This window comes from Nocardia sp. No.11 (assembly GCF_038752175.1).
GTDB lineage: Bacteria > Actinomycetota > Actinomycetes > Mycobacteriales > Mycobacteriaceae > Nocardia > Nocardia canadensis.
The window spans coordinates 1-14,262 of sequence record NZ_JBCGFB010000070.1 but is presented as its reverse complement, the minus strand read 5'-3'; the positions used below and the strand labels follow the sequence as shown (position 1 = coordinate 14,262).

10 protein-coding genes and 1 pseudogene are annotated in these 14,262 nt (G+C 72.6%); 6 read left to right on the top strand and 5 right to left on the bottom strand.

Features of this window, described 5'->3' with window-relative positions; all coding sequences use genetic code 11:
- The first annotated feature begins 46 nt into the window (after positions 1-46).
- Entirely contained in the window at positions 47-1,126 is a 1,080-nt protein-coding gene (locus V8688_RS20320; protein ID WP_218718605.1) for an NDP-sugar synthase, read from the top strand.
- Between the two features lie 38 nt (positions 1,127-1,164).
- Here V8688_RS20320 and V8688_RS20315 read toward each other — a convergent pair whose 3' ends face one another.
- Complete coding sequence (locus tag V8688_RS20315; RefSeq protein WP_342801467.1) at positions 1,165-2,742, bottom strand: carboxylesterase/lipase family protein; 1,578 nt, start codon at positions 2,740-2,742, stop codon at positions 1,165-1,167.
- Positions 2,743-3,134: 392 nt separating this feature from the next.
- Between V8688_RS20315 and V8688_RS20310 the strand changes: the two genes are divergently transcribed.
- On the top strand, positions 3,135-3,356 hold the full coding sequence (locus V8688_RS20310) for a zinc ribbon domain-containing protein (protein WP_218718603.1): 222 nt from the start codon (positions 3,135-3,137) through the stop codon (positions 3,354-3,356).
- Between the two features lie 35 nt (positions 3,357-3,391).
- On the opposite strand, the gene V8688_RS20305 is transcribed toward V8688_RS20310, so the two are convergent.
- The 4 genes from V8688_RS20305 to V8688_RS20290 are packed head-to-tail and all read right to left on the bottom strand — an operon-like array spanning position 3,392 to position 7,214.
- Positions 3,392-3,667, bottom strand: a complete 276-nt coding sequence (locus V8688_RS20305) for a SelT/SelW/SelH family protein (protein WP_342801466.1) — start codon at positions 3,665-3,667, stop codon at positions 3,392-3,394.
- A gap of 25 nt (positions 3,668-3,692) precedes the next feature.
- Positions 3,693-4,091, bottom strand: coding sequence for a YchJ family protein (locus tag V8688_RS20300; RefSeq protein WP_218718601.1), 399 nt, complete (start codon positions 4,089-4,091; stop codon positions 3,693-3,695).
- Positions 4,092-4,126: 35 nt separating this feature from the next.
- Entirely contained in the window at positions 4,127-4,552 is a 426-nt protein-coding gene (locus tag V8688_RS20295) for a hypothetical protein (protein ID WP_218718600.1), read from the bottom strand.
- 49 nt (positions 4,553-4,601) lie between these two features.
- Positions 4,602-7,214 (bottom strand): AAA family ATPase, encoded by a 2,613-nt coding sequence (locus V8688_RS20290; protein WP_342801465.1) that lies wholly within the window; start codon positions 7,212-7,214, stop codon positions 4,602-4,604.
- Positions 7,215-7,641: 427 nt separating this feature from the next.
- Between V8688_RS20290 and V8688_RS20285 the strand changes: the two are divergent.
- The 4 genes and pseudogenes from V8688_RS20285 to V8688_RS20270 form a co-directional block, all read left to right on the top strand.
- Positions 7,642-9,753: pseudogene (locus V8688_RS20285) on the top strand (DUF5691 domain-containing protein); the annotation flags it as partial.
- Positions 9,719-10,705: a DUF5691 domain-containing protein gene (locus V8688_RS20280; RefSeq protein ID WP_342801471.1), complete on the top strand. Its 987-nt coding sequence runs from the start codon at positions 9,719-9,721 to the stop codon at positions 10,703-10,705. The pseudogene V8688_RS20285 and the gene V8688_RS20280, both read left to right, overlap by 35 nt.
- On the top strand, positions 10,702-11,802 hold the full coding sequence (locus tag V8688_RS20275; RefSeq protein ID WP_342801470.1) for an AAA family ATPase: 1,101 nt from the start codon (positions 10,702-10,704) through the stop codon (positions 11,800-11,802). Before V8688_RS20280 ends, V8688_RS20275 begins: the two co-directional genes overlap by 4 nt.
- Before the next feature lie 49 nt (positions 11,803-11,851).
- Positions 11,852-14,262, top strand: a 2,411-nt coding sequence (locus V8688_RS20270; protein WP_342801464.1) for a DUF5682 family protein, incomplete at its 3' end; no start/stop codon positions are given.

Here is a 14,262-nt window from a genome sequence, read left to right as displayed (position 1 = left end):
CCGGCGCCTGAGCAGGCGCCGGTCCACTGTGAACAGGGGAAACTCGATGGCAGGCAACTCAGGCACCGACGCGGTCATCCTCGTCGGCGGACAGGGCACGCGGCTGCGTCCGCTCACCCTCTCGGCGCCCAAGCCGATGCTGCCGACGGCCGGGCTGCCGTTCCTGACCCACCTGCTGGCCCGCATCGCCGAGGCCGGGATCACCCACGTGGTGCTGGGCACCTCGTTCAAGGCCGAGGTGTTCGAAGAGCACTTCGGTGACGGCTCCGACCTGGGGCTCGAGCTCGAGTACGTCACCGAGACCGAGCCGCTGGGCACCGGTGGCGGTATCCGCAACGTGCTGCCCAAGCTGCGCGCGGACAACGTGATGGTGTTCAACGGCGACGTCCTGGGCGGCACCGACCTGGGCGCGATCCTCGACACCCACGAGTCGACCAACGCCGACGTCACCCTGCACCTGGTCCGGGTCAGCGACCCCCGTGCCTTCGGCTGCGTGCCGACCGACGCCGACGGCCGGGTCACCGCGTTCTTGGAGAAGACCCAGGACCCGCCGACCGACCAGATCAACGCGGGTTGCTACGTGTTCCGCCGCGAGTACATCGAGAAGATCCCGACCGGGCGTCCGGTCTCGGTCGAGCGCGAGGTCTTCCCCGCGCTGCTGGCCGAGGGCGCGCGGGTGCAGGGCCACGTCGACGCCTCCTACTGGCGCGATATGGGCACCCCGGAGGACTTCGTGCGCGGCTCGGCCGACCTGGTCCGCGGCATCGCCCCCTCGCCCGCGCTGCCGGGTCAGCGGGGTGAGTCGCTGGTGCATCCCGGTGCGGGTGTCGCCCCGGGCGCGCTGCTCATCGGCGGCACCGTGGTCGGCCGCGGCGCCGAGATCGGCGCCGGTGCCCGCCTGGACGGCGCGGTCATCTTCGACGGCGCGATCGTGGAAGCGGGCGCGACCGTCGAACGTTCCATCGTCGGCTTCGGCGCCCGGATCGGTCCGCGCGCACTGGTCCGCGACGGCGTCATCGGCGACGGCGCCAATGTCGGCGCGCGCTGCGAACTCCTGCGCGGTGCGCGGGTGTGGCCCGGCGTGGAGATACCCGACGGCGGCATCCGCTTCTCCACCGACGTCTGATCCATCCACCGCGCGGCCGACCCGGAACGCCCGCTCGCCTAGCTGAAGCCGACCGCCTGGTCGCCCCAGGCGGTGTGCAGGTCGGCGTCGGGGTTGTCGACGACGCGATCGATGGTGTCGATGAGCAGGGTGGTGCGGTCCGAGGGCCGGTAGTGGGGCCAGTGCTTGGAGCCGTCCAGGGCCGCGGGCACGCCGTGTTCGGCGAAGGCCAGCCAGCGGCGCTGCATGCGGCCCGAGACCGCGACCGAGGCCTTGCGGCCGCCGAGCCAGAAGGTCGGGTCGTGGTTGAGTGTGCCGAAATTGCCGAAGACGTACGGCAATTCGGTGGCGTGTCCGGCGCCGACGCGCGCGGCCTTCAACATCGGGGTCGCGTAGTCGAAGCGGTACATCCAGGTCGGCGAATGCTGGGCGTGCGCCTCGGCGACCCACGCCGCGGGCATTCGGAAGGCCGCGTCGGTCGACATGGCCAGCGCCCCTCGGGTTTTCGCCAGATCGGGGTAGGCGGAGGTGATCTCGGCGATCCGCTCGGGTGACATCTCCGGATGCGAGGCCGCGACATCGCGCAGCATCGCGTTCACCGCGTCGGGCGTCACCGGCATGATCGGCGAGCGCAGCACCCGGAACAGCGAGGCCTCGTCCCGATTGGTCCCGATCAGCAGCGGCACCCGATGCGAACGCCCCTGCTGGAAGCGGTCGATCGGGTAGCCCGGCAACAGCTCACCGTCGACCACCGGCGCCGCGGCCAGCCTGCCCGGCTCCTTGATCGGCACCTCGTCGAGCAGCACCGCGCCCACCTCGACGAGCTGCTCGATCGGCAGCTCCAGCAGCCGATCCGCCTCGCCCGGACCGAGTTCGAGCAGTTCCAGGTAGCGCTGCGCGACGACGGCCGTGCGTTCCTGGCCGAATACCGTGGTGGCGGGCGGACTCTGGGCGATCGCCTTGTGGAACAACCCCGCCGCCGACGGCGAGGTGAGCAGCGCCGTCACACAGCCCGCGCCCGAGGACTCACCGAAGACCGTGACATTGCCCGGGTCGCCGCCGAACGCCGCGATGTTGTCGCGCACCCAGGCCAGCGCCGCCAGCTGATCGTGCAGGCCGAGATTCGGGGTGAACGGCTCGCCGAACGCGGACAGATCGAGGAAGCCGAGCACGCCGAGCCGGTAGTTCACCGAGACGACGACCACGTCGCCCGCCTCGGCCAGCTTGCGCCCGTCGTAGATGGTCTGCGCCGCGGTGCCGAGGCAGTAGGCGCCGCCGTGCAGCCAGACCAGCACCGGGCGCGGCTCGTCCTCGCTGGGTTCGGGGCGCGGGGACCAGACGTTGACCCACAGACAGTCCTCGCCCATCGCCAGATCGGAGTCGACCGGGACCATCGCGCCCATGGCCTGCGGGGCGATGTCGCCGAACACGACGCAGTCGCGCACTCCGTCCCAGGGCTGCGGGGGCCGCGGCAGCGAGAACCGGTCCGGTCCGGCGGGCGCGGCGGCATACGGGACGCTGCGCCATACCGCGATCGGCCCGTCCCAGGTCCCGCTGACGACGCCGTACTCCGTGCGGGCCAGTGGTTCGGCTTCGTGCGTCCGCACGTCGGCGTCGAGATCGGACTGAATGCTCATCGCACACCTCCTAGCCGGCGCGACCCACGGGTGCCTGTGTATTTGCTCCCGCGGGCCGCAGCACCTGGTGACTCCTTACGAGAGTACGTCCGCGCGGCCGGGTCAGCCTCCCAACGCACCATTCCCGCAGGTAACAGTTACTTCCCGGAACACGCCCGAACCGCCTTTCAGCGCGCCAACCGACCGTCACGATGCGCATTCGGCCACGTCTGGCGCCCGCTCTCGCCCCAGCTACGCCGAGGTGGACCGACGCCTCGCATCATTTGCTGCGAATACGCTGGAATCGTCTGCTGTGCCCACGGTCACCGGCGGAACTGCCGACGGTGAGCAAGCCCACCCGACCTCCGCACCGTCGAAGACCCTCGACATACACGCCCGCCTAGACTGGGCCGATGCCGAACTACAGCTTCCGGTGCCGCTCCTGCGGCGACACGTTCGAGGTGAACCGGCCGATGGCGCAGGCCTCGGACCCGGCCGCCTGCCCGGCGGGCCACGACGACACGGTCAAACTGCTGACCACCTTCGGAACCGTCGGTCGTGCAGGCGCCCCCGCCCCGGTACCCGCGCCGAGGCCGGCCGGTGGCGGCTGCTGTGGCGGCGGCGGCTGCTGCTGACCGGCGCACTGAACATCGCTGGTACGCCGCGTGACTCAGTCGCGGCGGTCGGAGTGGCCCAGGTCGCGGTCGGGGGCGATGCGGTCGCGGACCCGCTGCTTGAGGACGGCGATGTCGGGGAAGCCGCCGTCGGCCTTGCGTTCCCACAGCTGCTCGCCGTCGAGCGTGATCCGGAAGATGCCGCCCTGCCCGGGGACCAGCGCGACCTCGCCGAGTTCGGTGGCGAAGGTGGTCAGCAGTTCCTGAGCTATCCAGCTCGCGCGCAGCAGCCAGCGGCATTGGGTGCAGTACTCGATCGCGATCCTGGGCACGGGGCCAGTATTCCCCAGCGGTGTTTCAGGCGTGGAACGTGCCGTCGAGGTAGACCCACGCGCCGTCGACGCGGACGAAGGTGCTGTTCTCGTGCATCGTGTCGCGTGCGCCGTCCACCCTGTAGTGGGCGATGAACTCGACGGTGCCGTTGTCGTCGAACGGGCCACCGCGCTGCGTGCCGACGATCTCCAGGAACAGCCACCGCTGGGCGGGGTCGAGTTCGAGCTCGGCGGGCCGGGTGTTCGGATGCCAGGAACGCAGCAGATAGTCGACGTCGCCGACGACGTAGGCGGTGTAGCGCGAGCGCATCAGGGTCTCGGCGGTAGGCGCGGGCCGGATGCCCGCCAGGATCGGTCCGCAGCAGTCGTCGAACGATTCGCCGCGGCGGCACGGACACGGTTTCGCTTCACCCATGCCGGTCATCCTGCCGGGTCGCGACCGGTGGCGGCCACGCGGGATCAGCCGAACGGCTGGTGCGCGAGCGGGACCAGTTCCAGGGTCCGCGCGAGGTCGCCGGTCTGATCGCGCCAGCGCCGCAGGTCGGTCACACTGGGAGCCATCTCGTAGTCGAGGTGGTGGGCGGCCCGGGACAGCGCCGCCCACAGCGCCCCGACCTGCCCTGCCGTCTCCGGGCCCGCGTACACCCGCAGGGCCAGCAGCTGAGCCCGCATCGGACAGCGCATGAGCTCGGGGGCGATCTGGGCCCACAGTTCGTCGACGGCCTGCTCGAGGGCGAGGCGCAGAATCCACGCGACCGCCCGCGACCACACCCCACCGGCGTCGGAGACGTCGCCGGACAGCAGGTTCTCGGCGGCCTCCAGCCGTTCGGCCACCGACGGGCGCGGGGTGTACTTCGCGCGCCGCGGCCTGCCCCGGCGATTCACCGGCACACCATCGATGCGCCACCGGGGTCGCCGAGCGGCCCGCCCCCGCTCACGTGCGCACCGCGGCGGGCTCGTGCGCGCGCAACCAGGAGATGAATCGTTCGGTGTCGCTGATCAATTCCCGCATCGGGCGGTCGATCGGCACGTGCGCGCCCGCGGTGGCGTCGCGCAGGACACCGACCAGCCAGCGGCCGCCGACCGCGCTCAGATGCTTGTTGAGATCGTCGACGCGGGCACCGGGACCCATGATCGCCAGGGTGATCATGGCGCGAGTGGTGTGCGCGTTGCGCACCCGCCGTTCCACTTCGCCGTGCTCGAGGCCGGCGGCGAGCAGTTCCTGGCGGGCCTTGGCCAGCCCCGCCGCCTCGATCGCGGAGCGGCAGCAGGTGGCGACGAGCTCGTCGGCGATGGCGGGCGGCAGCTGCGGGGTGCGCAGCAGCGAGCGGGCGTCGTCGAGATAGCGGCGCACCGGGTCACCGGTCACCCGCACCTCGACCACGGAACGTTCCCGGCGCTGCACCTCGAGCACGGTGGCGTCGAGCTGCATCCGGCGCACCGCTTCGGCGAGGCGCTCGTCGTGGGTGAACACCACCACCTGGCGCGTGGTGGCCACCTCGGCCAGCACCCTGGCCAGGCCGTCGACCTTCGCCGGGTCCATCGCCTGCACCGGGTCGTCGATCATCACGAAGCGGAACGGGCTGTGCGACATGGTGGCTCGCGGCAGGAACAGCGACAGCCCGAGCGCGTGCAGCTCGCCCTGGCTCATCACGCCGAGCGCGGCACCGTCCACCTCGTCGACGGTCACATCCAGCAGGACCCGCCGCGCGGTGCCCGCGCTGCCCTGCAACCGGATCGCGCCGAGCTCCACATTGCTCTGCTGCCGCAGCGTGCTCCACACCCAGCGCGCGGTGCTCTCCAGCGGGCGCATCCGTTCGCCACGGATGGTCGCGGTCGCCGATTTGAGCCAGTCCGCCGCCTTCTTCACCACCCGCAGTTCGGCCGCGTCGGCGGAGACCGCGCGGGCGGGGTCGAGCCAGGCGAGGATGCGCGGGACGAGCGGGGACCACACGGCGTCGAGGCGCTCGAGTTCGGCACGGGTATCGCGTTGCAGGGCAGTGAGTTCGGTGGCCAACGCGGCATAGGTGTCACGCAGCCGCTCCGGGAACCCGTCATCGTGGTCGGCCTCACCGAGCTCGGCCCACACCGACCAGAGCGCGCGCACCGCCGACACCCGCCGCCTGAGCGGCACCTCGTCACCGGCCACCTGCCCGTCGCCGGACGCGGCCTTGCCGTCCAGCGCGGCACCAGCACCCAGCGCCGCTCCGCCGCCCGTCGAGGTCTTGCCGCCCAACGTGACACCAGCACCCGGCGCGGTGTTGCCGCCCAGCGCGGCGCTGTCACCAGGCGCGGCATTGCTGCTCGGTGTATCGCCGACCGGAGGCGCGGTGCCGAGTTCGGTGGGAAGGCGCGAGGTGAGCGAGCGGGCGGCGGCCGTCGCCGTCTCGAATTCCGCGCGGGCTGTGCGCAGGGCGGCGAGCTGGGTTTCGCGCTGGCCTATTTCGGCATCGGCGGCGGCGAGCCAGGCGGTGTCGAGGTCGCCGCGGCCGCAGACCGGGCAGGGGCAGGTGCCGCCTGCGGTGACGTGTTCGCGGGCGCGGGTGAGCAATTCGAGGACGCGCAGATCGGCTTCGGCGTCGGTAGTGGCGTGGCGCGACAGCGCGGCCGAGACCTCGGCCAGGCGATCCACGACCGCGGCGACCTGCGCCGGATCGGGCAGGGACAGGCGCAGGATCGCCCGGAGGCCCTCGGGACCGTCCGGGCCGAGCACCGACCCGGCGACCGCGGCGGCCACCGCGTCGAGATCGGGCTCGGGCACGCGCAGCAGGTCGGCGACATGGCGGGCGCGATCGTCGTCGGCGTCGGCGAGTTCGGCGAGCAGGTCGGTGCGGGACTGCCGCGAATCCTTCACGGCGCGTTCGAGTTCCAGCTTGCGCAGGCGGATGTGCTCGGCGGCGGCGGCCAGTTCGTCGAGACCGAGCAAGCGGTGCAGCGCGTCGAACAGGTCGCTCGGCTTGCCGTCGACCAGGGCGCCGAGTTCGCTGTAGGACAGGAACGGGCGGTACAGGTCGAGCCGGCCGCGCCTGCTGCGCGGGTCGATCGCGACGGTGCGCTCCGTGCCGCGGCGCTCGGTCCACTGCGCCTCGCCGAGTTCGCCGCCGGGCGCCCAGTGCGTGGCGACCGTGAGCTCGGCGTTCTCGCCCGCGGTGAGCAGGTCGACCTCGATCCGGGCCAGGTCGGGTTCGTGCAGGTTGCGCCAGCCTTCGCGCCACGCGGTCGAGCGGCCGTCCCAGCGCCGGTTGCCGCCGGTCAGCGCGAACTCCGCGGCCTCGGCGAAGCTGGACTTGCCGCTGCCGTTGCGCCCGACGACCAGGGTCAGCCCGGGCCCGGGGTTCAGGCGGAGCGTGGCCGTCGGCCCGATGCCGCGGAAGCCGTGCACGGTGATCGAGCGCAGGAAGACCCCGGTATCCCCGGAATCCGGTGCGGCTCGATCACCGTCGGCCTCGACGAGGGCTGCCAGCACGCACTCGGCGACCCGCCCCTCCACGGCGGGGTCGGCGGCGAGCTCACGCGCGACCACCTCGGCGATGCGATCCGAGCACACTTCTGCGACTTCCCCCTTCGCGGCCGCACGCACCGCGGCGGCCGATCTGCCCGGCCCACGAGATCCTCCTCGGCAAACGCTACCTGATCGCGGAGCGTTCGCCCAGGGGATGCGCAGTGCCCCAGCGAATCTGCCCGCGGGAGTGGAATGGCCATCGTGGCGCCACGGCGGGCCCCTCGATGTCCACCCCTCGCCCACCCCGGCGGGCAGCTCGATGAGGTGTTCACACCCGCGCTACGCTGCGGTGAGCGACGTGGGCGGTCCGGGCGAGCCGAACAGGTCAGAATGCCAGACTTTGCGTCAGTCGGCAAGTCCAACGGCGTGAATCTGCCACCGCGGCAGTGTTTTCCAGGAGATTCGCCGACGTGAACGGCAATTGTCGGTCCCCTGCGGTACATATTTCGGCGACAGAGAACGGGGGAAGGCGATGACCGACCGACAGGCGCCGTGGACCGAGGACCAGGTCCGCGCACTCGCGCCGGACGCGAGCTCACTGGCTGCCGCACGCAAGCTGGCCGGTCGCTGGCGCGAGACCGGAGCCGCGGGGAGCGCGGTGTGGGGGCTGTGCCAGGGCAGCGGCGCCAAGCCGTATCAGACGATCGTCGATCTGGCCGGGCCCGCGTACAAGTGCTCCTGCCCGAGCCGCAAGTTTCCGTGCAAGCACGCGCTGTCGCTGCTGCTGAGCTGGTCCGGCGGCGCGGTGGCGGCCCAGGAGTCGCCCGCCGATTTCGCGGCGGAGTGGCTCGCGGGCCGGGCGGCCAAGGCGGCGGCCCCGCCCAAGGCCAAGGCCACGTCCACGCCGTCGCAGGCTACCGTCGAGCAACGCCGGGCCAGGGTATCGGCGGGACTGACCGAGCTGGAGGTGTGGCTCACCGACCAGATCCGGACCGGCCTGGCCCAGACCGACCGCTCGTTCGCCGCCTACGAGTCGATCGCGGCCCGCATGGTCGACGCCCAGGCGCCCGCCGTCGCGGCGACCCTGCGCCGGCTGCCCGCCGCCGTGCTGACCACCGAGCACTGGCCCGAGCTGCTGCTGCGTGAATACGCCCGGCTGCATCTGCTGGTGCTGGCCCACCGCACCATCGACGCCGTTCCCGAGCCGTTGCAGGCCGGTATCCGCACCCACGTCGGCTATCCGACGCAGGCCGAGACGGTGCTCGCCGAGCCCGCGGTGCGTGATCGCTGGCTGGTGCTCGGCATGCGGGTCAGCGAGGAGGAGCGGCTGCACACCCGGCGCACCTGGTTGCGCGGCCGGAGCAGTGGACGCTGGGCCGTCCTGATCGAACATTCCTTCGGCACACCGAATTTCACCGGCGAGGTGCCCGCGCCCGGCCACGAGGTCGATGCCGATCTGCACTACTACCCCGGTGCCGCGCCGCTGCGCGTGCAGTGGGGCGCCCGCCACGGCGTCCCCGAGCCGTTCACCACCGTGCCCGCGATCGGCGGTGTCACCATCGGCGACGCGCTCGACGCCTACGCCTCGGCACTGGGTGCCGATCCGTGGCTGCGCGCCTGGCCCGCCCTGCTGGCCGATGTGGTGCCGGTGCTCGACGAGCACGGGTGGCAACTCGTCGATGCCGACGGCGCGGCCCTGCCGCTGCCCGCCGGGGTGCGGCCGTGGCGGCTGTTCGCGGTCGCCGGTGGTCATCCGGTGACGGTCACCGGCGAGTGGCGCGCCGACGGATTCGATCCGATCTCGGTGTTGAGCGCGGGTGAGGTCACCGATCTGGAGACCGAGTTCCCCACTCACTCGGCGCCGACTCCCGAACTGGCCGAACTGGTCTCGGTCGCGCTGCTCGGCACCGCGCGGCGCAGCGCCGACGGGGTCCGGCTCGACGCCGCCGTCACGGCGGCGGTACCGCAGCGCGCGGGCGAACCGGCGGTCCGCCTGCTCGACGCGGCCGCCCTGCAAGATCTCTACCTGCGCGGCGGACGGATGCCGGGTACCGCGCCGAAGCCAGAGCCTGCGCCGGACGACCCGCGCCCGCTGCTGCCCCGCCAGGCCGCCGACCGACTTCGCCGCCTGCTGACCGAGAAGTCGGCGTTCCTGCCCGAATGGTTCGCCGCCGCGGCACCGTTCGACTACCGGCTGCCGGATGTGCTGTGCGTGCACGCGCTCACCGCGGCCGCCGACGTCCAGTTGCGCGGGCCGCTGCTGCGGCTGGCCGGCCGGCGCGGCCGATGGCTGGCGGCGCGGAACCCGGCGTGGTCGAGTCTGCTCGACGCGTTCCCGGTGGACCGGGTCGCCGATCCGTCCGCACCCGAGGAAATCGACGGATCACCTGGCGCGGCGGATGTCTGGCTGTTCGGCGCGCCGGGTGAGCGCAAGGACTGGCTGGCGCGGCTGCGTCGTACCGATCCCGCCACCGCGCTCGAGGTGCTGGGTACCGCGTGGGCCAAGGAATCGGGTCCGATCAAGGCCGAGCTGCTCGCGCTGCTCGTCGACGGGCTGAGTCTCGACGACGAAGCCCTGCTCGAGCGCGCCCTCGACGATCGCCGCGGCGATGTGCGGCGCACCGCGGCGGGCCTGCTGGCCCGGCTGCCCGGTTCGGCGCTGGGGCAGCGGATGGCGGCGCTGNATCAAGGCCGAGCTGCTCGCGCTGCTCGTCGACGGGCTGAGTCTCGACGACGAAGCCCTGCTCGAGCGCGCCCTCGACGATCGCCGCGGCGATGTGCGGCGCACCGCGGCGGGCCTGCTGGCCCGGCTGCCCGGTTCGGCGCTGGGGCAGCGGATGGCGGCGCTGGTGTCGTCGTGGCTGCGCGTCGCCGCCGACGGCACGGTCGAAGTCGCCGTGCCCGCCGCGGTCGACGCGCAGGCCAGGCGCGACGGCATCACCGACGGCACCGACCAGGCCACCCTGCGCTGGGACACCCCGGACTCGACGCTCAAGACGCTGCACCAGGCGATCGCGGCGACCCCGCTGACCGCGTGGGATCAGCTCGTCGGCGCCACCGGATCGGCCACCGCGACCGCCGCCCTGACCCTGACCCTGCCGCCGCGCTACGCCAAGGCGATCGTCGACGGCTGGGTCGACGCCGCTCTCACCCAGCGCGACACCTCCTGGGCCCGTGCGCTGTTCGCGCACGCGACCCCGACCGAGCAGGCCGTCCTGCGCCGCCGCGAGCTGTTCACTCTGCTCGATGCCGCAGACCGGATCGAGCACGTGCTCGACCTCGACGCGCACCAGCTCACCGAACTGCACGCGATCCTGCCCGGCCTCGACCACCCGTGGCCGCGACCGGTCGCCGAGCACGTGGTGCGACTGCTCGGTACACGCGCCCGCACGACCTCCCGGCAGGCCCACGCGAACGCCGGCGTGTACGCCGACCGGGCCCTGATCACCGCGGCGGGCGTCCATCTGCCCGTCGACCTGGCCGCGCGCGTCACCGCGCTCGCCGACAGCACCGACGACCCCGCCTGGCAACAGGCCTTCCACCGCCTCGCCCACGACCTCACCGACCGCGCGACCATGCTCGAGGAGCTGCGATGACCACCACCGAACCGGCAACCACCCTGTTGCGTCCGCACGCCGAACAGGCCTTCGCCGACGAGCTGGCCGCGCTGGCCCGCGTCGACGACCGGCCCCGGCCGCCGTCCTGGCGGCTCTCGCCGTGGGCGGTGGTCACCTATGTGCTCGGTGGCACGCTCGCCGACGGCACGGTCATCACCCCGAAGTACGTCGGGCCGCGGCGGCTGATGGAGGTAGCCGTCGCGACCCTGGCCACCGATCGCGCGCTGCTGCTGCTCGGCGTGCCCGGCACCGCGAAGACCTGGGTGTCGGAACATCTCTCGGCCGCCATCAGCGGGGAGTCGACGCTGCTGGTGCAGGGCACCTCGGGCACCGCCGAGGAGGCGATCCGCTACGGCTGGAACTACGCCCGGCTGCTGGCCGAGGGCCCGAGCGATGCCGCACTGGTGGCCTCGCCGGTGATGACGGCCATGCGGACCGGAGCCATCGCTCGCATCGAGGAGCTGACCCGCATCCCGTCGGATGTGCAGGACGCGCTGATCACCATCCTGTCCGAGAAGACCCTGCCGGTGCCCGAGCTGGGCGCGGAAGTGCAGGCGGCCAAGGGTTTCAACGTGATCGCCACCGCCAACGATCGCGATCGCGGCGTGAACGATCTGTCCTCGGCGCTGCGCCGCCGCTTCAACACCGTGGTGCTGCCACTGCCCGCCGACGAGGATTCCGAGGTCGCCATCGTCAGCAGGCGAGTCGAACAGCTCGGCGCCGCACTGGAATTGCCGACCGTGCCCGCCGCGGCCGAGGAGGTCCGCCGGGTGGTGCGGGTGTTCCGCGAACTGCGCTCCGGGATCACCGCCGACGGCCGCACCAAGCTCAAGTCGCCCTCGGGCACGCTGTCCACGGCCGAGGCCATCTCGGTGATCACCAACGGCCTGGCTCTGTCGGCGCACTTCGGTGACGGCGTGCTGCGCGCATCCGATATCGCTGGCGCCGTGCTCGGTTCGGTGATCAAGGACCCGGTCGCCGACTCGGTGATCTGGACCGAATACCTCGAGGCCGTGGTGCGCGAGCGCCCGGACTGGGCCGACTTCTACCGCGCCTGCCGCGAGATCTCGCACTGACGCCGGGGCCGACGGGGAGGACGAACAGACCGCACACATGGGGTTTTCGATGAATCAGACCGCGAACGAGGTCACCGCGGAGCCGACCACGCACGACACCCAGGCGGGCCGCCGGGCCGAGCCGGGTGACGCCGCGGTGACGCACGTATTCGGCATCCGCCACCACGGGCCGGGTTCGGCCCGATCGCTGCGGCAGGCGCTCGAGGAGTTCCGCCCCGACGCCATCCTCATCGAGGGTCCCGCCGACGCCGACCCCCTGGTCGGCTTCGTCGCCGCCGACACCATGAATCCGCCGGTCGCCCTGCTGGCGTACGTCCCGGATACCCCTGCCCGAGCCGCCTTCTGGCCGTTCGCGGTGTTCTCCCCGGAGTGGCAGGCCATGCGCTACGGCGTCGACCACGCCGTGCCGGTGCGCTTCTGCGATCTGCCCGCCGCGAACACCCTGGCCGCCGACGACGAGTCACGCGGCGACCGCACCGATCCGCTGGCCGCCCTCGCCTCGGCCGCGGGCTATGACGACGCCGAGCGCTGGTGGGACGCCGTCGTCGAATCCGTCCCCGACAGTGCCGCTTTCGACGCCATCGCCGAGGCGATGGCCGCCCTGCGCGAGGACGCGATCCATCACGCGCCGACCGGGCACCCCGACCGGGCGACACCGGAACCAGACTTCGCCGCGCTCCCCACCGAGACGGCACTTCCCCACCGCGATGAGCTCCCCAGCGATGATTCGCCGTCTCCGAACCTCTTCGCCGTACCCGAATCGGGCTCTCCGCTGACCGCCGATCCCGAGAACCCCGCGCTCGCACCGCTGGTCGTGGACCAGCACACCCTGCGACGCGAGGCGTACATGCGGCAGGTGATGCGGCAGACGCTCAAGGACGGGGCGAAGCGGCTGGCCGTGGTGTGCGGCGCCTGGCACGCGCCCGCACTGACCGGGACGCTCGGACCGGCCGCGCCGGACGCGCGGCTGCTCAAGGGATTGCCGAAGATCAAGACCGCGCTGACCTGGGTGCCGTGGACGCATTCGCGGCTGGCGGCGGGCTCGGGGTACGGGGCCGGGGTCACCTCGCCGGGCTGGTATCACCACCTGTTCACCGAGACCGAGCGCCCGGTGGCGCGCTGGCTGACCAAGGTCGCCGGGGTCTTGCGGGCACACGATCTGCCGGTGTCGAGCGCGCACATCATCGAAGCGGTGCGGCTGGCCGACACCCTGGCCGCGCTGCGCGGGCGGCCGCTGGCCGGATTGTCCGAGGTCACCGAGGCCGTGCGCGCGGTGATGTGCGGCGGCGACGAGACCATGCTGCGGCTGGTGATCGACGAACTCGTGGTCGGTGAGACGCTCGGCGGCGTCCCCGCGGACACCCCGACCGTGCCGCTGGCGGCGGATCTGCGGGCACGCAGCAAGACCCTGCGGCTCAAGCAGGAAGCCCTGGCCCGCACGGTCGATCTGGACCTGCGCAAGGAGCGTGATGTCGAGCGCTCACAGCTGCTGCACCGGCTGCGGCTGCTCGGCGTCGACTGGGGCACCCCGACGGTCGGCGAGGTCCGCAACACCGGCACCTTCCGGGAGACCTGGACCCTGCGCTGGGAACCGGAATTCGAGGTCCGCATCGTCGAGGCCGCGGTCTGGGGCACCACGCTGCGCACCGCCGCCGAAGCCAAGATCCTCGACACCGCGAGCCGGGACGGCGTCTCCGTCGCCGATCTCGCCGACGCGCTGGAGATGGCGCTGCTGGCCGATCTGGGCGGGGCCACCGACGGCCTGATCACCCGGCTGGAAGCGGCCGCGGCGCTCGACCACGACGTCACCCATCTGCTGGGCGCGCTCCCCGGGCTGACCAGGACGCTGCGCTACGGCGATGTCCGGGGCACCGACACCAAGGCGCTGGCCCACGTGGCCGACGGGCTGCTGGTGCGGATCTGCGCCGGCCTGCCCGGCGCCGTCACCGGTCTCGACACCGACGCGGCCGAGGCGCTGCGCGCCCAGATCGATGCCGCGCACACCGCGATCAGCACCCGCGACGACGACCACACCACCAGCGAATGGCTGGCCACGCTGCAGCGCATCGCCGATCGCGACGATGTGCACGGCGCGATCAGCGGCCGCGCGGTGCGCCTGCTGTGCGACGCCGAACGCATCGACGACGCCGACTCGGCCCGTCGCCTGGCCGCCGCGCTGTCGGTCGGCAACACCCCCGCCGCCAAGGCCGCCTGGATCGACGGCTTCCTCGGCGGGCGCGGCCTGCTCCTGGTCCACGACCGGGAGTTGTTGCGCCGCATCGACGAGTGGCTCCGCGAACTCAGCGAGGACCAGTTCGTCGCCACCCTTCCCCTGCTGCGCCGCACCTTCGGCTCCTTCGAATCCGGCGAGCGCCGCGCCATCGGCCAGGCGCTGCGCGACACCGGCACCACCCCGGCCGCCGCCACCGGCGCGACGCCGATCGACCCGGTGCGCGGGCA

Coding starts and splice junctions, on each gene's coding strand:
- V8688_RS20320 (WP_218718605.1), top strand. CDS start 47: ATGGCAGGCAACTCAGGCACCGACGCGGTCATCCTCGTCGGCGGACAG.
- V8688_RS20315 (WP_342801467.1), bottom strand. CDS start 2,742: ATGAGCATTCAGTCCGATCTCGACGCCGACGTGCGGACGCACGAAGCC.
- V8688_RS20310 (WP_218718603.1), top strand. CDS start 3,135: ATGCCGAACTACAGCTTCCGGTGCCGCTCCTGCGGCGACACGTTCGAG.
- V8688_RS20300 (WP_218718601.1), bottom strand. CDS start 4,091: ATGACCGGCATGGGTGAAGCGAAACCGTGTCCGTGCCGCCGCGGCGAA.
- V8688_RS20275 (WP_342801470.1), top strand. CDS start 10,702: ATGACCACCACCGAACCGGCAACCACCCTGTTGCGTCCGCACGCCGAA.